Genomic DNA, 21,617 nt, shown 5'->3' on the forward strand with positions numbered 1-21,617 from the left:
GTTACGCTCCGTTTTATTCAGCCGGCGACCTTTCAGGCCAGCAGTTTTTCGCCCGCAATGCGTGATGGGGCATAAGAGAACATCTCGGTGAAGCCCGTCATGCTGATGACCTGCTGCACCCGCGATGAAGGCTGAATCAGCACGAGCTTCTTATTGCCCCGCGACAGCTGCTCGCTCATTTCAAAGAGCAGCCCGATACCGGTCGAGACGATAAGTTCAACTTCGCTCATGTCGAGCAATACGTGGTCGCGCGTGGCTGCGTCAAGAAAGCGGCGGCGGACTTCGTGGGTATTCTGCGAATTCATCGCGCCTTTGACCTTAAAAAATGTATAAGTCTGTGTTTTCTCTTCTGAAACCTGAAATTGTTGCTCTGCAAGCCCGGCCATTCGGCTGGCAATCTGTTAGCGCCCGGCAGACGTACAATTAAAAAAAAGAATCAGAATCGATGCCGGGCGCGTTGCATTGCACTTGACGCGATGCACCAACGGGGTTTGGTCGCAAATGTTCTCTTTACTCAAATCTCTGGCACGTGCCGGCGCAGACCTCGATGCGCATCGAAACCGCTACATCATCAATTGCAACGTGTTTGCGCTGATCGTCATTGCCACGTCGCTGCCATACCCCTTTATCTATCTGTACCTCAAAGTCGACATTGACCCCTTGCTACTTTCGGGCAGCGTCGTGTTTCTGTTCTCATACTCGATGGTGATTTTTCTGAATTTTCTGCGCGTGCACACCCTCGCCAAGCTGCTCTTTTTCGCGACCGCCGTCTGCCAGTTGTTCGGCATTTGTCTTGTATTCGGTAATGAATCGGGTCTGCACCAGTTTTTCTATGCGGCGTTTGTTGGCGTGTTCTTTGTCGTCGATCGCCACCAGAAGATTCTGCTGTTTCCCGCGTTGCTCACGCTTGCGGCGGAGTACCTGCTCATACAATACATTAACGCATATATTGACCCGATCGCCAGATTATCGCCCGACACGGCGCGCACTTTGAACTACATCAGCTCGGGCGCAGTCTTTACCCTGTTGGGTGCACAATGCCTGCACTTTTACTGGAGCAGCCTGCGCGGTGAGATCGACCTCGAAACCGCGCGCCACCAGTCAGACAAGCTGCTGCTGAATATCTTGCCCGAAACGATTGCCGACGAGCTTAAGCGCAACGGTACCGTCGAGCCGGTCGAACACGACCTCGTGACTGTGGTATTCACCGATTTCGTCGGGTTTACCGCCAGCTCTGAAACTCGAAACCCTTCTGATCTGCTGCGGCAGCTCGACGATTGTTTCAGCGCGTTTGATGCAATCATCGAAAAGTATAATTTGGAGAAACTCAAAACGATCGGCGATGCCTACATGTTTGCCGGCGGTGTACCCGTCGACCTTAAAGACAACGCGGCCCGGTGTGTCATGGCCGCCAAAGAGATTATCGCGTTCGTTGACAGCAGGCGTACCGAAGACCCGCGCTTCTGGCAGATTCGCATCGGCGTGCACACAGGGCGCCTCGTCGCGGGAGTCATCGGCAGAAAAAAATTCATTTATGATGTCTGGGGCGATACCGTGAACACGGCGAGCCGGCTTGAAGCAGCGGGCGAGCCAGGTAAAATTAATACATCCACCGAAACGTATAAGCTCATTAAAGACAAGTTTAGTTGTTTGTATCGCGGTGAGATTGCCGTGAAGGGCAAAGGCCCGCTTGCAATGTATTTTGTCGATTAGCGCACTTTGTGCGCTAATCGACAAAATGTCACGCCATCATTGCGTCGGTCAGCTCGAGATTCGTGTACACGTTCTGCACGTCGTCATTGTCTTCAAGCGCTTCGATCAGTTCGAGCGCCTCTTTCGCCTTTTCGCCTTCAACCGTAATGGTCGTCTGCGGAATGTACTTGAGCGCCGATTCAACGATCTTGTAACCTTTCGCGGCAAGTTTTGGCTCCATAGCCGACAGCACTGCGTGAAAATCATTCACGCTGGTTTTGACGGCGAAAACCTTTTCATCGTCTTTCTCGATGTCTTCTGCGCCCGCATCGAGCGCGATTTCCATGACGTCGTCTTCGGTAATGTTGTCGCCTTCAACGAGAATGAGGCCCTTCTTATCAAAAAGGTATGCAACCGCGTTGGCTTCGGCCATAGTGCCGCCGTTAGTCTTGAAAGTGCTCTTGAGCTCGGGCACGGTGCGTGACTTCTTGTCGGTCAGCACTTCAACCATGATCGCGATGCCGCCCGGACCATAACCTTCGTAGACGCCTTCTTCATAGGTCACGCCCTCGAGTTCGCCGGTGCCCTTCTTGATCGCCCGTTCGATGTTGTCTTTGGGCATGCTGTTCTGCCGGGCCTTGAGCGTGGCGGTTCTTAAGCGCGGGTTTGCGGATTCATCACCGCCACCCAGCTTTGCCGCAACCATAATCTCTTTCGCCAGTTTCGTGAACATGGCGCCGCGCTTCGCGTCTGCCGCGCCCTTGCGGTGCTGAATATTTTTCCACTTACTATGGCCTGCCATGCGCGGATTGATTGCGGTTTTAAGACCGGCCGCAAAGTAGAAAGCGGCCACAAATAGTTGACATGTTATCATTATATGCAATCATGATAACATGATTAGGACTCAGATATCTCTCGAAAGCGAGGTATACGAAGAGGCGAAAATTCACGCTGCTGAGAACGGTATTTCGCTCGCCGAGTTCTGCAGGCAAAGTGTAACCGAGCAGCTCGTGAAATACCGCAAGGCCGGGCCTATCGCACGCTTTGCCGGTATCTACGACGGTGACCCCAATGACAGTTCAACGGTCGACGAAGTGGTTTATGGCAAACGCTTCTTATGACAGAAAAGGTCTTCATCGACAGCGGCATTTTTATCGCCTATTTGAACAAGCGAGACCGTTGGCACCAACAGGCGCTCTACCTCTTTCAAGAGAAGAATATTCAGCCTTACACTTCAGAGCTGGTATTGTCTGAGACGTATTCGTGGTTCTTGCATCAGGCGGGTGAAGAGATTGCGCGGCAGTTTCGCCTGTTTGTGCACGCTATCCCTAAACTAAAGATCTTGTTTTCGACTGTCGACGCGCAGGTCGCAACTGAAGCAATGCTCGACCGGCATCGTGGGTCTAAACTGACATACGTCGATGCGGCGAGTCTTGCGCTGCTCGAAGCGCAGAAGATTCAGACGGTGTGGTCAACCGATTATCATCTGTCGCTGACCGGGCGCAAGATTAAACCAGTGAAATAGGGTTTAACGGGTAATGGGTTATTCCATCACCAGTTGAACCAATTCGGCTTCGCTGAGTTCGAGTTTTTCGCCACTGCGGCGCAGTTTGACCTCGAGTTTACCCGATTCAATCGACTTTTTGCCGACGGTGACAATGAACGGAAAGCCAACCAGCTCTGCGTCGTTAAATTTAACCCCCGCGCGTTCGTCGCGGTCGTCGAGGTAAACGCTGATACCTTTAGCCTGAAGGTTCGCGTAAAGCTGATCAACGAATGCGATTTCGCTCTCGCTCTTCGCCAGCGACACGAGATAAACCACAAAAGGGGTCAGGTTCTTGTGCCAAATCAGACCGCGTTCGTCGTGGTTCTGTTCGATCGATGTCGCCATCGTGCGGCCGACGCCGATGCCGTAACAGCCCATGGTCGGCGTGAGAGGTTTGCCGTTCGGGTCGAGCACCGAGAGTTTCATCTTTTCTGAGTACTTTTTACCGAGCTTAAAGATGTGGCCGACTTCTATGCCGCGTGTTTCGGTAAGTTCTGCCTTCTTACATTGCGGACAAATGTCCCCGGCATGCGCGACGATCAGGTCATGGCCTTCTGAAATAGTGAAATCGCGGCCTTCGGCGACGTTCTTGGTGTGGTAACCGGTCTTGTTCGCGCCGGTGATAAGGCCCGAGCGCCCTTTGAGGTGTGTGTCAAAGAAAACGCGAAGCGTTTTTCTGTTATCTGCGCTCTTGCCCTTGCCATGGTTCGACGGGCTCACCATGACCTTTTCGTCACCCTGAGCTTGTCGAAGGGTGCCTTCGACGTTTTCGCCATCCTTGTACTTCAGGCCAACTGGCCCGGCGTAGCCTGGTTCGGCGCCAGTGACGGCTTTTATAGTTTCTTCAGCTGCGAGCCAGTAGTCGGTTGCGCCGGCAAGGTTCTTCATCTTGATTTCAGAGAGTTCGCGGTCACCCTGAACGAAGCAGAGATAGATATTCTGCGCATCTTCAAAGATGACTGCTTTGATAAAATCGCGTGGGTTTTGTCCCGTGAGCTTCGCGACTTCTTCAATGGTTTTCAGTGCGCCGGTTTCAAATTCGCTGGCAGTTTCGTTTTGGGCGGATACAGATTCGCCCCTGCTGGGATTTTCAAAGAAAGCAGTCTTCTCTTGATTCGAGCGATAGCCGCACGCCTCGTCGCTGCAGAGCAGCAACGTCTCTTCACCGATCGACGAGGCGACCATAAATTCTTCAGAACCGCTGCCGCCCATATTGCCTGAGTCGGCCTCGACTGGTATCGTTTTTAATCCGCATCTTTCGAAAATGGCGCGGTAGGCCTCACGCATTTTCTGGTAGGTTTCGTCGAGTGACTTGTCGTCTGCATGAAACGAATAGGCGTCTTTCATGACGAATTCGCGGCAGCGAATAAGGCCGTAGCGCGGGCGAATTTCATCGCGGTATTTGCGGCCAATCTGGTAGAGGTTGATCGGTAGCTGTTTGTACGATTGTAGAAAGCTGCGCGCCACGTCGGTCATCGCTTCTTCGTGCGTTGGCCCCAGGGCGTAACCGACCTCATGACGGTCTTGCATCCTCATCATTTCTTTGCCCATGAGATCCCATCTGCCCGATTCTTGCCAGAGTTCAGCGGGGGTAATCACCGGCAATGTGACTTCGACGCCGCCGAAGCGGTTCATCTCTTCGCGAATAATCTGTTCAATCTTGCGGTGAACCATGTCGCCGAACGGCAGGTATGCGTAGAGGCCCGAGCCCTGTTTGCGAATGTACCCCGCTCGCGAGAGCAGGCGGTGTGAGGCAACCTGCGCATCGTTCGGATCGTTTTTTGAGGTAAAGAGAGGCAGCTGAGACGCGCGCATTCAAAATGAAAAATGAAACTGAGACACCCTGTAAAGACGTTCATCTCGTTGACCGGCCGTCTTTTAAAAGCAGTCTGGGAAATGCTGCAAAAGCTCAAAGGCTGGGCTTTGAAACCCTATTACGACGCCGGCTATGTCATTCGGCGCAAGGCGACGATTCTCTATTATTTTTGCGTTTCGCTCGTTTTGCTCATGCCACTCTTTCTTGTAATTTACGCAATCTGGATTCCGCACCGCATGCCGATTGCCGGGCCGCCGATGCTCGCTTCGATGGCTATCGGCCTCACCTGTTTATTCATTCTTTCCCGAGGCCGGTTCTATCTCGCCGGGCAGACGCTGGCTTTTGTGGCGTTTCTGATCATCGCGCTCGCGCAATACCGCAAGCTTGAGGGCGAATATTTCACCGCGTACTCGACATTCATTCACCTGTTTGCAATACCGATTCTGGTCGTCGGCCTATTCGGGCGCAAGCGTTACATTTTACCGATGTATGCACTCATGGTCATCGCAAACGTGGTTTTTTTCGCGCTGCTTCGCCCAAAGATCGACGGCGAATATCTGACAGCAGCTCAAGTAGGATTAATGACGAGCGTGATAGCTTTGACCCTGATCACGACTCTGCTCTTTCTGCTGCGCAATGTCATGGATTCAGCAGTGACCGAGGTTGAAAAAACCAATGCTTCGCTAAACCGGTTTGTGCCCACAGAATTTCTACAGCTCTTGAACCGAAAGAATATTCATGAGGTTGGCCTCGGCGACCACACCGAACAAGAGATGACGATTCTGTTTGCCGATATTCGCAACTTCACCGGCATATCAGAGACGCTGAGCCCCGCCGAAAACTTCTCATTTATCAACGATTATCTGAGCGTCATGGGGCCGATTATTCGTGAGAACAATGGCTTCATCGACAAATATATTGGTGACGCCATTCTGGCGCTCTTCTTTAACAGCGCCGATGCCGCGCGTGCCGCCGTGGCAATGCATGAAATGCTGCAAAGGTTCAATGCGCAGTTTATTGACGGCATTTTTCCCGAAATTCGCATTGGTATCGGTATTCACACCGGGCGCATTATGCTGGGCACTATCGGCGAGGTACGCCGCATGGAGAATACCGTCATCAGCGATACGGTCAATGCAGCCTCGCGCATCGAAAGCCTCACGAAAAAGCTCGGCGCGGCGATTTTGCTGAGCGGTGAATCGCTGGCGCAGATTCCCAAAGACGATTACCGCATTCGGCTCGTCGATGTCGCCCAACTCAGAGGTAAAACGCAGACGCTGAAGATCTATGAACTGCTGAATCCACTACCCGAAGAACGCCAGCAGCAGCTCATTGCGAATGCGCACGAGTTCGAGAAAGGCGTTGAAGCAATGCGTGCCGGCAGGCTCGACGAAGCAAGCGAATATTTCGAAAAGTGCCTCGCAAAGGTGCCGGGCGACGGCGCGGCGCAGAATCATTTGCGGCTCATTGAAAAGACGCGCCTGCTGAAAAACCGTAAGCACTTGTAGGCCGGGGCTTTCGCTTTACACTTCGCAAAGCTCGCGCAACCGGGTTCATGCAATTCATAACAAAATATATTGGCGGCTTTTTCGGTTCGCTGGCTGAAAGACTTTTTGTCTTTTTTGCGGCCCTGATGCTCAGCCAGGCACCACAATATATGAACCTCTACCTCAATGTCTTAAGCGGGGCCAGGGCCACGTACGAAAAATCGGTGAAAGAAATTGCTGACAAGGCTGCCGAGCTCGAGATGACCACGAAACAGTTCATCGACGACCTGACCAAATCTGAATCGCAGGCGGCAAAAAAATCGGGCGAACTGCACCAGAGCCAGCTGAACAACTTTGAGAAGGTAAAGCTCGCGTTCGAAGCGATCAAGAACGCATCGGCTTTTTCGCGGCCATTTGTGTTTTTGAAACACGTCGACTGGTCGCTTGCGAAGAATGTACAGTTTCAACCGGCGTTGCCGATGACACTCGAATCTCTGCTTTACGTCATCGTCGGCATTATTCTGGGTATGCTGCTCTACCGCGCAGTACTGTTTTTTCCCAAACGCTGGCTGGGTATTGGTCAAAAAGCCCAGGGCGGCTATTGAAGCGCCAAAGCTGATACCTTTTTCGCGTAATATCAGCCGCATTACCCCGACGAAGGGGAATGAGGCGCGAGAATCTGTTTATCGTCAGCTGGTATGCTTTGGCCTACCTGATTATTCTGTATTACGGTGGCAGCGTCTGTCCCTACATCGATGGCCTCGGAATCGATCGTTTTGCGGTTGAGCTGGCTGCCGTCTTCATTGCGGGTTTGTCGCTTCGGGGTTTGCTACGCTACACCTCGGCCACGCGCGGCTGGCATGATTTCGCTATTTTTGCCGCAATGGCCGTCGGGCTTGCGCTCTATAACCGAACCAACTATGAGTTTCCTTTGGCAAGCGGGGGTAAGGTTGCAGTAGGCTTTACGGCGCTCGGCTTTTTTATCTCGACGCATGCATACCTTGCGTTGCAGCGCAAAATGCTCCGCAGTGCAGAGAGTTTTGATTTCTTGGGTAAATCCAAATCGTCGATTATTCAACGCATTTCGGCGGTGACAATCGTGGCCGTTGTACTTTCGACGGTAACAATATTTTTGGTCGTCGATAAAGATCTCAAGTGGCTGGCGACGCAGCAACCAGGCGCCGTTGCCTATTACCGCCCTTCGGTTCTGAAAGAGATCTTCTTTGTGATGGGGGTTCTGCTCGCATTGCTTATAGGCCTCATCGTCGCTTATTCACGCAACCTCAGATTATTATTTGAGAATCAAACCCGCACACTCGAAGATGTGTCACAGGGTAATCTTGAAGTTGCCGTACCGGTCGTCACCAATGATGAATTCGGCAATATCGCCACCCACACAAATTCAATGATTGCCGGTCTGCGCGAAAAACAGAAGATTCAGTCTGTCTTCGGCAAAATGGTCAGCCCGCGCATCGCCAAGCGGCTGCTCGCCGACAGCCAGCATACAATGAGCGGTGAAAAAATCGAACTGACCGTGCTGATGTCAGATGTTCGAAATTTTACGACGCTGTCAGAAAGTATCAGCCCCGAAGCGCTCGTTGCAATGATGAACCGTTATTTTACCGTGATGGTTGAGATTATTCACCGGCATAACGGCGAGGTCGATAAGTTTATTGGCGATGGCATTCTCGCGGTATTCGGGCTGGGCGACACTGAACCGGGGCCTCAGAGCGCAGTCACAGCTGCGGGCGAAATGGTAGCGGCAGCCGCGAAGCTGACGCGTGAGCTGGGGCATGAAATTCGCATTGGGCTCGGCATCCATTCGGGCGAGGTGATTGCCGGTCGTATCGGTTCGCCCGACAGGCAAGAATACACCTTTATCGGCGACACGGTCAATACCGCGGCACGGCTCGAGTCAGCGAGCAAAGACATCGGGCGCGAAATTGTGGTTTCGAAATCAGTTTTCGATGCGCTCAGCCCCGAACTCAAGAATGCCGCGTGGCAGGCAGTCGGTGCCCTGGCGCTCAAGGGAAAGAAAAATGCAATTGAAACCTATGCACTGGGTAGGGCATAGCGACGACGCTGCTTTTCACTTTTTCGGTTCCGTTCGCCTGCTGCCAGGTTGCCAAAAAGGAACCTGTCAGGCCTTCAGGTTGGTAGAGACTGTTTCGCCGTCGCGCCAGACACGGTATTCGCCGCTTTTGTAATGAATCCAGTTTTCGTTGCCCGTGAGCGGCCGCGTCGCCAGAATCGTGACGACATCTTTTTCGGTGGTGGCCTTCTGAAAATCAACCGTGACATCTGCATCGAGCAGCTGCGCCTTGCCGAACGGTGCGCGCCGTGTAATGTGCACCAGCCGGTTACTGCAGTGTGTAAACAACAGGTTTGAATCGCTCATCAGAATATTCGCCACACCCCGTTCTGCGAGCTCTGCAAACAACTTTTGAATTTCTTTGATGAGTGCCGGTTGCGCAGGCGGAGTGCTGAATTTTCTGCGCAACTTACCCAAAAGCCAGCAGAACGCCGCCTCTGAATCGGTCGTGCCCACAGGTTCAAAGCTGTCGAATTTTACTTTTTTGATGCCCTTCAGTTGCCCGTTGTGTGCGAACACCCAGTTGCGCCCCCACAGCTCGCGCACGAAAGGGTGCGTGTTTTTCAGCGCCACCTTGCCGCGGTTCGCCTTGCGTATATGGCTGACGACAATCTCGCTGCGAATCGGGTATGACTGCAAGAACGCCGCGATCTTCGAGCGACTGCTCTCTTCGGGGTCGTGAAACAGTCGCAGCCCCTTGTCTTCGTAGAATGCGATGCCCCAGCCGTCGCGGTGTGGCCCGGTTTCGCCACCCCGGCGGATTAACCCCGTGAAGCTGAATACAATGTCAGTCGGGACATTGGCGCTCATTCCCAGAATTTCGCACACCTTACCGGCACGGCGCATCGACGCGATATGTCAAAAACCATTAAATTAACCTTCGCTCTTCTGAACTGGTTACGGGTTAGTTGAAGCCCAGAGCTGGTGCCCGGCGCAGATGTCCGCTTTGGTCAGGTTTATCTGTTTACGCTGCAATCGCCACTGGTTTTGCCCGACCATGGGTGCGCACTATTTTCGTAATTGCTACATTGGCATGTTAACGATCAGTTTCTTGTCGAACGCAATTGTTGTCGGGTCAATTACTTGGCTCAGCGGTTTTTTCATCGCGCCCGAGCTGCGTTATCTTTCACGTATTATCGACAGCGATCCGGTAATCTTATTTTCGTCGCGTATATTGCCCTTTGTGGTTGTTATGCCGTTCATCTATAAAATAATTTCTCCCGGATTCTATTCAGACTTTGCCAGAAAAATCGCCGATTCGACGAAGTTGCAGAAGCGGGCGCTGCAGTTACCGATTTTAGTCAGTCTGCTGGCGACGACCGGTTGGGTGATTGGTATATTCTCTTTCAGCGCGATTTTGCTATTCAGACCGGGAATTCCCGGGCAGTTCATCTGGGATTCACTGATTTTTACCTGGGTGCTCGCCGCGATGGCGCTGCTCATTTGTTACTACAGCCTTGAATTTATCAACCGGCGGCTCATCATGCCGAAAATCAGCGAGCAGATAAAGCCAGAGGCGCTCATGGGCGCATTTAACCTCTCTATCCGCATGAGGCTCGTGCTTCATCTTCTGGCGACCCTGGGTTTACCGCTCATTATTCTGGCGCGCATCATATTTTTTCTCGATGCGCACAAACCTGCAGACTTCGAATACCTCGCGACGCGCGACCTGGTGCTGCTGCTGCTGTTGATCATTGTGATCGGCATAATGCTTACCTGGCTGCAGAGCAAGTTCATCAGCGCGCCGCTGCGTGAAATGCAGAGTGCAACCACCCGCATTCAAACGGGTGAATTTACCACCTCGGTTTCTGTGACGTCTGGTGATGAAATCGGCACGCTGGCGGCAGACATCAATGCCATGGCGCGCGGTCTCGCAGAGCGCGAAGAGATGCGCGAGACATTCGGTCGCATGGTCGACCCTTCGGTGCGCGACTATCTTCTGGGCAGCGGTCAGCTCGACGGCGAACTGCGGGTCATCAGCGTATTGTTTTGCGATCTCGCGGGCTTTACGGGCTTCTCAGAAAAGCATTCACCCGCAGAAGTCGTGAAGTTTCTGAACCGATATTTCGAACTCGCGCAGAATGTTGTTTCAGCGCATGGTGGCATTATCAATAAGTTTATCGGCGACGCCTTCATGGCAATCTTCAATGCACCGGTTCCGCTTGAAACGCATGCCGACGCGGCGATCGCCGCGGCGCTGCAATTTCGCACCCATTATTCGGATCTGTCTGGCGAGAAACCGGGCATTCGTTTGGGTATCCATTCGGGTGAGGTGCTTGCCGGGCGCATTGGCAGCGAACAAAGGCAAGAATACACGGTGATCGGCGACGCGGTCAATGTTGCAGCACGCATCGAAGCGCTGGGTAAAAAAGTCGGCGAAAATCTGCTGCTCTCTGACGCGACGGCTGAGCTTGCTGCAACCGAGGGCATGCCGCAGCTGCGCAAGATCGGCAAGATCATGCTTCGAGGTAAATCTTCGGGCACTGTCGTTTACGCGCTGTGATGCCTGCCGCTGCGGCAATTCGCATAAGCGAACCCTGGCAGGCGAAGCTTGTTGTTACTGGTTCACTGTCAGATAAAAACGCGCGACCCTGATTTCGAAAGGTGAACCGTCGCGGCGAACCATGCTGAAACTGCCTTCCATCGTGCCGAAGTTTGTCGACAGCGGGCAGAAACTCGAATAGGTATAGGTGTCACCCGGTTCGAGTTCGGGTTCTTCACCCACGACACCCGGCCCATAAACATCTTCGCGGTGGCCGTCAGAGTCGATAATAATCCAATGGCGTGATTTCAGTTTGGCCCAGGCATCACCTTCGTTCACGAGCGTAATTTTGTACGTGAACAGGTACTGGCCCTGTTCGGGTATCGACCGTTCGGCCAAAAAGTGAGGCTCTGCCTTCACGCGAATGCCTTCGGTCACAATCTCTGAATCGGCGGTGGCCGGCATGCGTACGCCTCTTCTGCGTCAAGGCGGCGTAAATCACAAATGGCCAGAAGAGGGGGATATCCAACGAATCGCCAGAAGCTCCCGCCAGCGAAAATAGCCTCAGCGAGCTTCTGCCGATTCAATGCAATTTCAATTGACGGAGCGTGTAGATAATGAAGAGACATAATTCCAGATGCCGGATTTAGGGCTTTTTTCAAGTCATGCTCGCTGAAATACTCTCACGCTACAAGACCGGCTCTTCGCTGGTATTGACCGTTACCATTTGCCTCAGCTGCCTCATCTGGAAATCGAACCTGCTGTCGCGTACCGCGAACAGCGCGAGCCAGGCGCTCGATTTTTTTTCGGGCACCTTCACTTCGTTCGGCAAGGGCATGTCGCGGTTTGTCGACAGCTATGGCACCTATGAAGCTGTGCGATCAGAGCGCGACGCGTTGCGTGAAAAAGTCAAATCGAACCTCGATACTCAGGTCGAGCTGATCAGGCTGCGCGAAGAGAATGTTAAGCTGCGGCAGTTCTTGCAGCTGCCTCCCGTGAGCAACCACCCGGTGTTGCAGGCAGAGGTTATTTCTCAAGACCCCGACAACTGGTTCAGAACAATTATTATCAACAAAGGCAGCGCCGACGGAGTCGCGACTTATATGCCCGTCGTTGCGCTGCAGACGGTGACCGTGCCGGCAGAAAATAATAAGCCCGCAGAAACCAAACTCGTCGTCGGCATTGTCGGCAAGGTCATTCAGGTGAACCCGCATTCGGCGCGCATCTTGCCCCTTACCGACCAGTTTTCGCGCATTGGCGTGAACGTCAAAAAGACGGGACATTGGGCGCTCTTAAACGGCCAGAGCCCGCACCAAGACGCGCCGCTCATCGACTATCTCAGCCTCGGCGTGTTTATCTCGCCGGGCGATGAAATCGTGACCTCAGGCGGCGATGGCATATTTCCCAGGGGGTTGCCGGTAGGCACCGTCGGCAAACGAATAGAACGGCTCGGCAGCTTTCAGAAAGCCGAAATCAGCCCGGTAATCGATTTCAAGAAACTCGATTTTGTGATCGTGATTCAGAAAAAGGTCGATACCGAATCGCTGAACTTTTTACCGCTGAAGCCCGACACGGTTGAAGAACCCAAATTGCAGCCGCCGGTGCCCGCAGCGCAGAAGGCTAAGCCCGATAAAGCCGACGGCGACGCAGCCGCAGAAAAGTCTGCCGTGAAGCCCGATGCCGCGCCCAAAGGCGACGCGGCGCCGAAGCCTGCGCAAAACCCTGCCGCACCAGACGCAGAGGAGGCACAATGATACTCGAAAAGATCGTCATTGGCATCGCGATTTTTGTTTCGTATTTTCTGCAGACGAGCGTCGACTTCTTTGCTCTGGGTTCGGTAAAGCCCGATTTTCTGCTGATACTCACTGTCTACTTTGCGCTCTACCGCGGTTCTTTCGCCGCCCTGTGGATTGGTTTTTTCGGCGGCCTGTTGCAAGATATCAATCTCGGTGGTTACACAAACCTCGTGAAACAAGATATGCAATATTATATCGGTACGTCGGCGCTCGCCAAGACCATCATTGGTTATGTGTCGGGCAAGGTTGCGCGCGACATCAACAAAGATGCGACCTCTCTGATTGTCATCGTTGTATTTGTCGCCTGCCTTTTGAAGGGTATTCTCATGTTCTTCACAGTCGCGATTTTTCACAGCAGCGCGCATGCGGCATCGCTCATCACGATCGTCTTGCCCGAAGCGCTGTTCACGGCGATTCTCTCGATAGTCTGGTTTCGGCTGCTGCGCTGGGCTTTTCCCACGGTTGAGAAAACAGAAGGGCAGCGCATTATCCGCCGACTGGGGTAAATTAAGGCATGGCGCAGACGATACAACAGTTTCAGCTGCGCCAGCGTCTCGACCGGCGCGTTACCGGCCTGACGATTTTTACGCTGGCGATGCTGGGGCTTTTGATTCTGCGTCTCGGTGATCTGCAGCTTTTGCGCGGTGACGAGTTCTTCGATAAGTCGCAGCGTGTTATTCGCCGGGTCGTGGCGCTCAATGCCCCGAGGGGAGAGCTCTTCGCCCGCAACTATACCAGCCGTGACAAGGCGACATACATCGTATCGAATTCTTCAGCTGTGTCGCTGAGCGTAATACCTTCTCACTTTCCCCGTAAAAAAGAGCTGAAAGAGCTTGTGGGCAAACTCGAACGCCTGCTCCGCTACCCTGAGGGTGCATTGACGCAGAAGGTAGCCGACAACAAGTACAAGGCGCACGAAGAAATAGTGCTCATCGAAAACCTGAAGCCCGATCAGATTACCGTCATTGCAGATTATTACATTACCTTTTCAAAATTCATCATTCGGCCGATTTCGCGGCGTTATTACAATCTGGGTTCAGCCGCCGCGCACCTCACGGGTTACATTGGCCTGCCCAATCAGCGCGAAATTTCAGCCGGGGTCAGAAGTTACCAGTACACCGGTAAAAACGGGTTAGAGGCGCAGTACGATACGATTCTGCGCGGCGAAGACGGCGAAATCGTACAGATCAAATCAGCGACGGGCGACATTGAAGAGCAAAAGGTTTTTCGCAACTTTGTGCCGGGCAATAACCTGATATTGACGATCGACGCAGACCTGCAGCTGGCGGCGGCCAAGGCCATGGCCGACAAAACTGGCGGGTTGATAGCAATCCGCCCTTATACGGGCGAAATTCTGGCGATTGTCTCGAAACCCGATTTTGACCCAAATATTCTGATCGCGCTCGACAACCCTGACCGGGCCGACCATATTCGAAAAGTACAAGAAGAGAAGGCCGAACTCAACCGCGCAATCTCGACGAAATACCCTCCGGCCTCAACGTACAAACCTTTGGTCGCGCTCGCCGGCCTTGAAGAAAAGCGCCTTTCAAAATCAGACAGCTATTCATGCCCCGGCAAATTCGTGCTGAAGAGCAGCTATAAGGGGTCGCCCGACGCGATCTTCAACGACTGGGCGACGCACCACCACAATGACCTCGTCGGTGCACTGGCGCAAAGTTGCTCGGTGTATTTTTACGAAGCCGGCTACCGCATGGGCGCTGAACCCATGATCAAATATTCGCGCTATTTTCACCTCGGCGAAAAGTCGCAGATAGACCTGCCAAATGAAATCGCTGGTTTTGTTCCCGACGGCGCGTGGAAAGAGAAGACATTCAACACGCGCTGGTTCGACGGCGACACGATAAACCTCAGCATCGGGCAGGGCTTTATTGAGACAACGCTGATTGGTATGGTCGGTTTCTATTCAGCCGTCGCAACCGGCGGCACCATCTACAGGCCGCATCTCATTAAACAGGTTCGCTTCGCAGAGAACGACCAGGTGAAGCTCGAGATGAAGCCGGTTATCGCCGACCAGATTCCCCTTTCAAAGTCAGCGCTTCTGGCTGTGCGCGAAGGCATGCGCGCCGTGACGACGCGTGGCACGGCAGCGTCGGTTTTTCGAGTTCCCGGTATTGTGCCGGTTGCCGGCAAAACGGGCACCGTGCAGACGCGCTCGGGTGATCGCTTCAACAAGGCGTCGCAGCACGCCTGGTTCATCGGTTATGGGCCGTTCGACGGCGAACCCAAAGACGTCGTCGTCATTGGTGTTCTCGTCGAGCGTGGCGTGGGCGGCGCCGTCGGTGCTGCACCGATAGCGCGCGATGTATTCGTCAAATATTCACAAAAGCTGAAGGCAGGCACGATCAACTGATGGGCGCTTACCGACAGCTCGCAATTTTCCCGGCAGGTGGTTATGGAAAGATTTAGCCGTCTCGACTGGGTTTCAATCTCGCTCGCTGTTGCTGCGACGCTCATTGGGGTCATTGTGCTCTACGGGGGCGGCGTGACCGGCGAAGAGCTGGCGCGCAAAAAACTTTTCTGGTTGGTACTTGGCATTATTGTCATGCTGGTTTTTGCGAATATCAATTACCAGACGATTGGCGCCTTTGCGCCACTGATCTATGCGATCGGCATCGTCTTGCTGCTTCTCGTTATGGTTCCCTTTATCGGCAAAGAGGTCAAGGGTGCGCGGTCATGGTTTAGTTTTCTCGGTGTCAGCTTTCAGCCCGCCGAACTCATGAAGCTTGTCATTGTCATTACGCTCAGTAAGTACCTGGTATTACGCGAATCAGAGATCGGTAAATTTAAAGAGCTGATAATACCCTCTGTGCTCGCGACAGTGCCCGCTTTACTCATCGGTGTGCAGCCCGACCTCGGTGGCGCGGTCATGTTCATGTCGATCTTGTTTGGCATGCTCTTCATCGGCGGTGCGAACACGGCCGTGCTTTTCGGTTTTGCGATCATTGGGTTTTTTGCGCTTTTCACGCCGATGTTTCTCGAATACGAGCGGTATGTCATCGTCGACGACATTTACAACGCGCTGCGCGAAGATCATTTTCGCCTTGCGGATGCAGTGCGTATTCTGAACTTCGAAGTCTGGGAGGTCGCTGAAAACCTGAACTACAATACCCGGCTCGTACAAGACAAAAACCTCGTGACCTGGGCGAAAGAAACGCTTTCACAGGGCGAGAACCTGAAGATATTCTGGCAGACTGCTGCAGACATTGAAAAGAACAACCCCAGCTTTCTGCGCGATATGCTGCGCAATGGCGTCGTCGTCATGGCGATCGGCGGCACCGGCATCTTCTTCTATGGCCTTGGCCTTCTCGGTAATTTCATGACGGGTGCCTTCTGGATGCGGCGTGTCGCGAGCATTGCGCTGATCGTCGGGCTCTCTTTCAGCTCGGGTTTTATGTTCCACAAGTTCATCAACTTCAAACCCCACCAGGTGATTCGAATCGTTTCGTTTGTGAATCCCGACAAGTTTCAAAAGGGTGCCGGCTACCAGCTGCGCCATTCGCTCATTACTGTCGGGTCAGGCAAATTCGCAGGTAAAGGTATCTTCAAGGGCGACATGACCAAAGGCGACACGCCTTTCTTGCCCGAGTGGTATAACGACTTCATCTTTTCTGTGGTCGGCGAGCAGATGGGCTTTTGGGGCGCCTCGCTGCTGCTGCTTTTGCTCTTTGGTTTGATTCTGCGCGCGATCAATATTGCTGTGACGTCGAAAGACGATTTCGGCGCGATGCTCGCGTCAGGCATCGCGCTCATCTTCTTTTTGCACGTATTCATTAATATCGGCATTTCAGTAGGATTGTTACCCGTCACGGGCATACCCCTCAGCTTCGTCAGCTACGGTGGTTCACATATGCTCTTGTGTTACATTTCCGTGGGAATTCTCATCAACATTTACCGCCGGCGGTTTATAAACGCATAGGCCAACGGGCTTAAGCCCGTGGCATGGTACGCAACGCGGGTATTATTCTGAGCGATGCGCGCCAGCCAAGCCATACCAAGGCAGCTATGGGCACAAGATAGATCGCGAGATAGAGTAACTGCAAGAGCACGTTGAGAACTCCTACAAAGGCGTTTTGAAAGAGAGGCACCTCGATCGCAGCCGGCTTAACCGCCGCCGGTAGTGTCAGCTGCACAGTAATCGTCGCCCACTGCACCCGATCGTTGATGCGCCAGTCGGCGATGCGGGTCTGAAGTTCTTTGTCTTCGCTCGCGGCGAGCAGGTTTTCAGTGGCCTGCCAGTTGCGCGAAGCTGCAGAATTTTGTGCTGCGGCGGTCGCCCGGCGGCGCAGGCGAATCTGTTCCCGTTCGGCAAGCATCTGTTGATAGACCGCGTTTTCAGTGTGATCGACGACCGATATATTTTCAGCTGCAAGAGTGCCGATAGCATCGAGTTCAGCCAGGGCGGCGTAAAGCCCCGAGCTGCGCACCTTCACCGTCAGCGTCAGGTAACCGTTGTCATGCGCCGAAGCGGTCTCACTCTGCAAGAAACCGTAACGCGGTATCCACTGGTTAAAGAATGCGCGTGCAGCCTTCAGATCGGCAATCTGGTAGGTCAGATTTGCCCGGTATTCGAGCCTGCGTTCAGAGCTGACCGCCGGCTTAAAAACAGGGCCGAGGGGTAAGAGGGGTTCATGACCCTGCTGATTCTTGGCCACGTCTTTCTCCCGCCTCGAGCCCGCGAGCGGGGCGGCGGTGGCAGTCGCAGCGTTCAGCCGTATTTCATCGGAATCTTCTTCAGCGGTCGCGCTCGCCGGTGACTCAGATTTCTTGAATTCGCCGAGCTTAATCTGCCTGAAGTTATTTGCCGCACGGTTAAAGGTAAGCGCAACGATAACGATGGCCGCGACCAAACCCGAGGTGATGAGAATCTTCTTTTTCATGCAGCTTAGACGCTGCATGAAAAAGAATGTTCAGAAAATCTGCGCGGTCTTGGCCGCGCAGAGTGAAAAACTCAGAAGATGTGGCTGAAGTTGATGAACATGTTCGAATCTTCTTTGCTCATCGCATAATCGACCATGACGATCGTCGCCTGGTTCCAGGCGATGCGCAGGCCCATACCATAGGAGTAGCGCCAGACGCTCGTCTTGATATCCCCGGGCTTATCGAATGCGCTGCCGATATCGAAGAACGGCACGAGAATCGGTGCGAATCTCTGCCCTGCAACTTCGAAGTCAAAGGTTGTCCAGCGGACTTCAAAGTTCGCTAGGGCCATATTCGTCGCCATGAAGCGGCTCGCCTTGTAACCGCGCAGTGACCTTAAGCCGCCCAGGCCGCCCTGGTAGATGCGCTCGGTGCTGCCAAACTGGTCCAGCGCGTAGAACGGCATATCTCCCACTGCTTGCGTATAGGCGACGCGACCAGCGAGAACCAGGTCGACGTATTTTTCGAATGGACTGTAATAGACTTTTTCTGAGATTGTATAGCGCGCAAAATTGAACTGCGAGCCATAAGCTTTGTTCGAGAACTCCGAAATAAATTCGAAGAGCTGGCCTTTGTTCGGGTCTGGCTCATAGTCACGCGTATCGATGGCAATCGCTGCGCGGCCAAGATTATGCCAGCCGCCGTCGTAACCGCGCACGAGACCCTGTTGATTTTCAACGCCAAGCAGGGTTGCATTGCTGGTGCCTTCGCCGCCGGTAGCCTGTACTTTGCTGCCCTGCAGATCGCGTATATTGTATTTACCGATATGTACGCCGAACTGCGGGCGCACGATGCCACCGAAGAAGTCGCGTTCAAAGAACGCCACCGCCGCTGGGCGCTCATACGAATAACGGTTGAAGGCTGAGTTGGTGTTGCCGCTCGCATCGACTTTGCGCAGCTCGTCGTTGTACTCGGCGTACTTGTCGTAGGTGAGGTTATTGAACTGAAACGCGTTCATGGTTCGGGCGCCGGTACCGAAATAGTTCGCCCAGATATTCTTCTCGAAAACCAGAGCCGACCGCACCCTGAAGAGCGAGTTCATGATGTAGGGTGAATCCCAGTTGAGTTCGTGGTACTGGTAGCCGTAAGTGGTTTGAAAGAACTGCGCATAAACCTGGTGGCGGTATGGTGTGCGGCGAAACAGCGGGTCTTCTTTCTGGCCGTTCTGAAAGAAAAACACACGTGCGCCGTAGCCGAAGCCCGTGTTGGGGTCTGAGTTCAGCAGCGGCAGGCCGGTAAAAAAACCGCCTTCTTTCTTCTTGGCGAAGTCTTTGTCGTTGAGCACGCGCTTGCGCTTGAGTGATTCGACCAGTTCGGCTGAAACATCGTATTTTTTCGCCGTGGCTTCGTCGATTTCTGGCTGTTCTGAATTTTCCGCTGCAGCAGGGGCTGCAGCTGCCGGTGCCGCCGGTGCTGCGACGGGTGCCGCTTTTTTTGCAGGCGCCTTGGCCGCTTTCTTTTTCTGCGCAAACGCGGCAGGGGCAGCCAGTGCGAGCACCAAGAGGCTCATCAGTATTTTTCTCATGTTGTCTCCTCGAGATAAATTACATCAGGGCAGGGGTGAACGCGGCTATTTGTCTGTTGCCACCTTCTGAATCAAGCCTGCCCGGTCGGCCATGGGGTGCGTTATGCCGCAATCGTCAATCGAAAATAGCCGCAGGCAAGACCTGAGCCACCATTTGAGTAAACCTATGTTCAGATATCTTTCTTAAGAACGCGGTACGTCTTGTACTTCACGCAGCCGATTTTTTCGAGTACGCTGCTCATGGCAGTATTCGTCTCGACGATCAGCGAGCAGTCCGATTCGGTGATGCCGAGCTCGATGCCATTTTCAATCGTCTTGTGAACCATCGCAATTTCAATGCCCTTGTTGCGGTGCTCTTTCAGTACGCCCATGATTGTGGTGCGCACTCGCTTGATCTTTCGCATTTCAAGCAACAGTTTAACGATGCCAAACGGGAAGAGGCTGCCATTCGCTTTCTTGACCGCCTGGTTCGCATCGATGAGGCTGATCGCAAAGGCAATCGGTTTGCCGTTCAGCTCGGTAATGAACGCGAGCTTTTCATTGATGATCATCTTCAGGTCTTTCACCAGGTGGTGCCACTGCTCGTCGGTAAAAGGAACATTACCCCAGTTCTCGGCCCACGCCTGGTTAAAGATGTGCTTTACTGCTTCGGCCTCTGAGTCGATTTTCTTGCGGTTCACCTCGCGAATGACCATGCCGGGCTGTTTCAGCACGCGCTGGTTGATGAGACGCATGAAATTGGGTATCGTCGTGTCTTTAAGGTATGCATACCAATCGACCTCTTTTTTGAACCCGGCATTTTCGAGCAGCTTCAGGTAATAGGGGGGATTATAAGTGCACATGAGCACCGGGTCGATGTCGAAGGCATCGACGAGCAGACCGATTTCATCATACACCGCAAAGTTCATGGGCCCGAGTACAGAACTACATCCTCTCTCTTTGAGCCATTTTTCACCCTCGGCAAAAATGGCGTTCACAGCCTCTTGGTCGTCGAATGCCTCGAAAAAACCGAAGAAACCCTGGTTGGTTTTGTAGAACTCATTATGCGCAAAATTGCGGTGAACCGAAAGTCTTGCCACAATCTCGCCGTCGCGTAGCGCGACAAACAGCTGCTTTTCGCCGATTTTATTGAAGGGCCCTTTCAAAATGAACTTCACGACCTCTGAATAGATCGGCGGCACAAAGTGCGGATATTTGCGGTAAACCCGCTTCATGAAATAGACAAACTTCTTTACATCATTCTTTGAGTTTGTCAGGGTCTGAATCTGCAGCGACATCGGCGCTATGCGCCAAATGGTACATACCTTGAGAATGAGATTTCTTGGCCTTACCCAAAGGCGTAAATGCCCTGGGATTATTGTACATATAAGGCTTTTCGCGAAAATACCCGATAATAAAATGTGAAAATGCGCATTTTTGTACTCTCGCTTGTGGTAACTACCACAGTGCTCTGGGCTCAGGCCGGCAGACCGCCCGGGGCGGCGCCAACCTCGCCACGGCCTGCGGCCGCTTCTCCCGCGCGGCCAGCGACGGCGACGCCGGGCTCGGCAACCGCACCGAAGCCGGCAACAGCGGGCAACCCTGCACCGACCAGCGGCCCCGGTTCGACCGGCAATAGCAATAACAACAACGGTGGGGCCAAGATTGAGGGTTTTGATGGTATCGCCTGGGGCATGAGCTACAAAGAAATGAAAGATCGCTTTCGCGTCATGGCCTCTAACGCGAATGCAGCGGATAACGTTGAAATCATATCCGATAACCCTGACCGGGAAATTCTGATTCGCCGGCGCGAAATCTATTACCGTTACGTGTTCTACAAAAAACCGGCAGCCAAGGCTGTAGAATCCATGCCAAAGCCTGAGACCGGTAAGCCAGCTGAGAAACCTGCGACTGACGACCCGACAGCTGGCACGGCGAAGTTCTTTTTTGTCGAAAGTATTTTTCCGCTGCTCAAAGCTGAAGAACTCTACGGCAAACTCAGTGAAAAATATGGCCAGCGCACCGGTTCAAGTGTTGGCGAAACCATGCGCGGCGCCCACACCTGGGAAAAAGAAGAAGGCTTTCTCGTGCAGTGGGTTGAACCCTATGCGAAGATGGGCTACACACGCTCGCTCTATTACCTGTCGCGAAAAATTCGCGACGAGATCAAAGGCGATCTGCAGGCATGGCAGTTCGTGCGTGAAATTAAGGCCCTTGAATCACTATTGAAATAGTCCGGGTTGATCGCTTCGAGCACCTCAGCG

At 53.2% G+C, this 21,617-nt stretch carries 20 protein-coding genes; 12 read left to right on the plus strand and 8 right to left on the minus strand.

Features of this window, described 5'->3' with window-relative positions; translation table 11 throughout:
• Window positions 1-32 precede the first annotated feature (32 nt).
• The gene (locus TURPA_RS10055; protein ID WP_014803193.1) at window positions 33-386 is read right to left on the minus strand and encodes an STAS domain-containing protein; all 354 of its coding nucleotides are present in this window, start codon (window positions 384-386) and stop codon (window positions 33-35) included.
• A gap of 115 nt (window positions 387-501) precedes the next feature.
• On the opposite strand from TURPA_RS10055, the gene TURPA_RS21735 reads away from it, so the two are divergent.
• Window positions 502-1,713 carry an adenylate/guanylate cyclase domain-containing protein gene (locus tag TURPA_RS21735; RefSeq protein WP_014803194.1) on the plus strand — a complete coding sequence of 404 codons (1,212 nt, stop codon included), beginning with the start codon at window positions 502-504 and terminating at the stop codon, window positions 1,711-1,713.
• 28 nt (window positions 1,714-1,741) lie between these two features.
• On the opposite strand, the gene TURPA_RS10065 is transcribed toward TURPA_RS21735, so the two are convergent.
• Window positions 1,742-2,494 carry a YebC/PmpR family DNA-binding transcriptional regulator gene (locus tag TURPA_RS10065; protein ID WP_014803195.1) on the minus strand — a complete coding sequence of 251 codons (753 nt, stop codon included), beginning with the start codon at window positions 2,492-2,494 and terminating at the stop codon, window positions 1,742-1,744.
• A 91-nt stretch (window positions 2,495-2,585) separates the two neighbouring features.
• On the opposite strand from TURPA_RS10065, the gene TURPA_RS10070 reads away from it, so the two are divergent.
• Together TURPA_RS10070 and TURPA_RS10075 are read left to right on the plus strand one after the other, a co-directional pair.
• The gene (locus TURPA_RS10070) at window positions 2,586-2,813 is read left to right on the plus strand and encodes a hypothetical protein (protein ID WP_014803196.1); all 228 of its coding nucleotides are present in this window, start codon (window positions 2,586-2,588) and stop codon (window positions 2,811-2,813) included.
• A complete protein-coding gene (locus TURPA_RS10075; protein WP_014803197.1) occupies window positions 2,810-3,217 on the plus strand; it encodes a type II toxin-antitoxin system VapC family toxin in 408 nt (135 codons plus the stop codon). The genes TURPA_RS10070 and TURPA_RS10075 overlap by 4 nt, the downstream gene beginning before the upstream one ends.
• Before the next feature lie 18 nt (window positions 3,218-3,235).
• Here TURPA_RS10075 and TURPA_RS10080 read toward each other — a convergent pair whose 3' ends face one another.
• Window positions 3,236-5,053, minus strand: coding sequence for a proline--tRNA ligase (locus TURPA_RS10080; RefSeq protein WP_014803198.1), 1,818 nt, complete (start codon window positions 5,051-5,053; stop codon window positions 3,236-3,238).
• Between the two features lie 81 nt (window positions 5,054-5,134).
• Here TURPA_RS10080 and TURPA_RS21740 point away from each other — a divergent pair, with 81 nt between their 5' ends.
• Genes TURPA_RS21740 through TURPA_RS21750 form a run of 3 tightly spaced genes read left to right on the plus strand, consistent with a single transcriptional unit; the run spans window position 5,135 to window position 8,615 of the window.
• Window positions 5,135-6,562: an adenylate/guanylate cyclase domain-containing protein gene (locus TURPA_RS21740; RefSeq protein ID WP_053332164.1), complete on the plus strand. Its 1,428-nt coding sequence runs from the start codon at window positions 5,135-5,137 to the stop codon at window positions 6,560-6,562.
• 47 nt (window positions 6,563-6,609) lie between these two features.
• The gene (locus TURPA_RS21745; RefSeq protein ID WP_014803200.1) at window positions 6,610-7,146 is read left to right on the plus strand and encodes a DUF2937 family protein; all 537 of its coding nucleotides are present in this window, start codon (window positions 6,610-6,612) and stop codon (window positions 7,144-7,146) included.
• Window positions 7,147-7,205: 59 nt separating this feature from the next.
• Window positions 7,206-8,615 carry an adenylate/guanylate cyclase domain-containing protein gene (locus TURPA_RS21750; RefSeq protein ID WP_014803201.1) on the plus strand — a complete coding sequence of 470 codons (1,410 nt, stop codon included), beginning with the start codon at window positions 7,206-7,208 and terminating at the stop codon, window positions 8,613-8,615.
• 66 nt (window positions 8,616-8,681) lie between these two features.
• Here the strand turns inward: TURPA_RS21750 and TURPA_RS10100 are convergent, their stop codons facing one another.
• Window positions 8,682-9,461, minus strand: coding sequence for a class II glutamine amidotransferase (locus TURPA_RS10100; protein WP_041949207.1), 780 nt, complete (start codon window positions 9,459-9,461; stop codon window positions 8,682-8,684).
• Between the two features lie 169 nt (window positions 9,462-9,630).
• Between TURPA_RS10100 and TURPA_RS21755 the strand changes: the two genes are divergently transcribed.
• On the plus strand, window positions 9,631-11,136 hold the full coding sequence (locus tag TURPA_RS21755; protein WP_014803203.1) for an adenylate/guanylate cyclase domain-containing protein: 1,506 nt from the start codon (window positions 9,631-9,633) through the stop codon (window positions 11,134-11,136).
• A gap of 54 nt (window positions 11,137-11,190) precedes the next feature.
• Here the strand turns inward: TURPA_RS21755 and apaG are convergent, their stop codons facing one another.
• Window positions 11,191-11,580 (minus strand): Co2+/Mg2+ efflux protein ApaG, encoded by a 390-nt coding sequence (apaG, locus tag TURPA_RS10110; RefSeq protein WP_014803204.1) that lies wholly within the window; start codon window positions 11,578-11,580, stop codon window positions 11,191-11,193.
• A 200-nt stretch (window positions 11,581-11,780) separates the two neighbouring features.
• Here apaG and mreC point away from each other — a divergent pair, with 200 nt between their 5' ends.
• The 4 genes from mreC to TURPA_RS10130 are packed head-to-tail and all read left to right on the plus strand — an operon-like array spanning window position 11,781 to window position 16,848.
• The gene (mreC, locus tag TURPA_RS10115; RefSeq protein WP_014803205.1) at window positions 11,781-12,869 is read left to right on the plus strand and encodes a rod shape-determining protein MreC; all 1,089 of its coding nucleotides are present in this window, start codon (window positions 11,781-11,783) and stop codon (window positions 12,867-12,869) included.
• Window positions 12,866-13,417, plus strand: a complete 552-nt coding sequence (gene mreD / locus TURPA_RS21760) for a rod shape-determining protein MreD (protein WP_014803206.1) — start codon at window positions 12,866-12,868, stop codon at window positions 13,415-13,417. The genes mreC and mreD overlap by 4 nt, the downstream gene beginning before the upstream one ends.
• An 8-nt stretch (window positions 13,418-13,425) precedes the next feature.
• Entirely contained in the window at window positions 13,426-15,282 is a 1,857-nt protein-coding gene (gene mrdA / locus TURPA_RS10125; RefSeq protein ID WP_014803207.1) for a penicillin-binding protein 2, read from the plus strand.
• 42 nt (window positions 15,283-15,324) lie between these two features.
• Complete coding sequence (locus TURPA_RS10130) at window positions 15,325-16,848, plus strand: FtsW/RodA/SpoVE family cell cycle protein (protein ID WP_014803208.1); 1,524 nt, start codon at window positions 15,325-15,327, stop codon at window positions 16,846-16,848.
• Between the two features lie 10 nt (window positions 16,849-16,858).
• On the opposite strand, the gene TURPA_RS21765 is transcribed toward TURPA_RS10130, so the two are convergent.
• The 3 genes from TURPA_RS21765 to TURPA_RS10145 form a co-directional block, all read right to left on the minus strand.
• Window positions 16,859-17,809, minus strand: a complete 951-nt coding sequence (locus tag TURPA_RS21765; protein WP_014803209.1) for a DUF4349 domain-containing protein — start codon at window positions 17,807-17,809, stop codon at window positions 16,859-16,861.
• Window positions 17,810-17,880: 71 nt separating this feature from the next.
• Entirely contained in the window at window positions 17,881-19,374 is a 1,494-nt protein-coding gene (omp85, locus tag TURPA_RS10140) for an Omp85 family outer membrane protein (protein WP_014803210.1), read from the minus strand.
• 170 nt (window positions 19,375-19,544) lie between these two features.
• Entirely contained in the window at window positions 19,545-20,651 is a 1,107-nt protein-coding gene (locus tag TURPA_RS10145) for a GNAT family protein (RefSeq protein ID WP_014803211.1), read from the minus strand.
• 129 nt (window positions 20,652-20,780) lie between these two features.
• On the opposite strand from TURPA_RS10145, the gene TURPA_RS10150 reads away from it, so the two are divergent.
• A complete protein-coding gene (locus TURPA_RS10150; protein WP_014803212.1) occupies window positions 20,781-21,587 on the plus strand; it encodes a hypothetical protein in 807 nt (268 codons plus the stop codon).
• Window positions 21,588-21,617: the final 30 nt, after the last annotated feature.

The organism is Turneriella parva DSM 21527, assembly GCF_000266885.1.
In the GTDB taxonomy this organism is placed as follows: domain Bacteria; phylum Spirochaetota; class Leptospiria; order Turneriellales; family Turneriellaceae; genus Turneriella; species Turneriella parva.

What these genes read in the sequence shown, in the direction of transcription:
- TURPA_RS10055 (WP_014803193.1), bottom strand. Translation starts at nt 386, where the DNA reads ATGGCCGGGCTTGCAGAGCAACAATTTCAGGTTTCAGAAGAGAAAACA.
- TURPA_RS21735 (WP_014803194.1), top strand. Translation starts at nt 502, where the DNA reads ATGTTCTCTTTACTCAAATCTCTGGCACGTGCCGGCGCAGACCTCGAT.
- TURPA_RS10065 (WP_014803195.1), bottom strand. Translation starts at nt 2,494, where the DNA reads ATGGCAGGCCATAGTAAGTGGAAAAATATTCAGCACCGCAAGGGCGCG.
- TURPA_RS10070 (WP_014803196.1), top strand. Translation starts at nt 2,586, where the DNA reads ATGATTAGGACTCAGATATCTCTCGAAAGCGAGGTATACGAAGAGGCG.
- TURPA_RS10075 (WP_014803197.1), top strand. Translation starts at nt 2,810, where the DNA reads ATGACAGAAAAGGTCTTCATCGACAGCGGCATTTTTATCGCCTATTTG.
- TURPA_RS10080 (WP_014803198.1), bottom strand. Translation starts at nt 5,053, where the DNA reads ATGCGCGCGTCTCAGCTGCCTCTCTTTACCTCAAAAAACGATCCGAAC.
- TURPA_RS21740 (WP_053332164.1), top strand. Translation starts at nt 5,135, where the DNA reads ATGCTGCAAAAGCTCAAAGGCTGGGCTTTGAAACCCTATTACGACGCC.
- TURPA_RS21745 (WP_014803200.1), top strand. Translation starts at nt 6,610, where the DNA reads ATGCAATTCATAACAAAATATATTGGCGGCTTTTTCGGTTCGCTGGCT.
- TURPA_RS21750 (WP_014803201.1), top strand. Translation starts at nt 7,206, where the DNA reads ATGAGGCGCGAGAATCTGTTTATCGTCAGCTGGTATGCTTTGGCCTAC.
- TURPA_RS21755 (WP_014803203.1), top strand. Translation starts at nt 9,631, where the DNA reads ATGGGTGCGCACTATTTTCGTAATTGCTACATTGGCATGTTAACGATC.
- apaG (WP_014803204.1), bottom strand. Translation starts at nt 11,580, where the DNA reads ATGCCGGCCACCGCCGATTCAGAGATTGTGACCGAAGGCATTCGCGTG.
- mreC (WP_014803205.1), top strand. Translation starts at nt 11,781, where the DNA reads ATGCTCGCTGAAATACTCTCACGCTACAAGACCGGCTCTTCGCTGGTA.
- mreD (WP_014803206.1), top strand. Translation starts at nt 12,866, where the DNA reads ATGATACTCGAAAAGATCGTCATTGGCATCGCGATTTTTGTTTCGTAT.
- mrdA (WP_014803207.1), top strand. Translation starts at nt 13,426, where the DNA reads ATGGCGCAGACGATACAACAGTTTCAGCTGCGCCAGCGTCTCGACCGG.
- TURPA_RS10130 (WP_014803208.1), top strand. Translation starts at nt 15,325, where the DNA reads ATGGAAAGATTTAGCCGTCTCGACTGGGTTTCAATCTCGCTCGCTGTT.
- TURPA_RS21765 (WP_014803209.1), bottom strand. Translation starts at nt 17,809, where the DNA reads ATGAAAAAGAAGATTCTCATCACCTCGGGTTTGGTCGCGGCCATCGTT.
- omp85 (WP_014803210.1), bottom strand. Translation starts at nt 19,374, where the DNA reads ATGAGAAAAATACTGATGAGCCTCTTGGTGCTCGCACTGGCTGCCCCT.
- TURPA_RS10145 (WP_014803211.1), bottom strand. Translation starts at nt 20,651, where the DNA reads ATGTCGCTGCAGATTCAGACCCTGACAAACTCAAAGAATGATGTAAAG.
- TURPA_RS10150 (WP_014803212.1), top strand. Translation starts at nt 20,781, where the DNA reads ATGCGCATTTTTGTACTCTCGCTTGTGGTAACTACCACAGTGCTCTGG.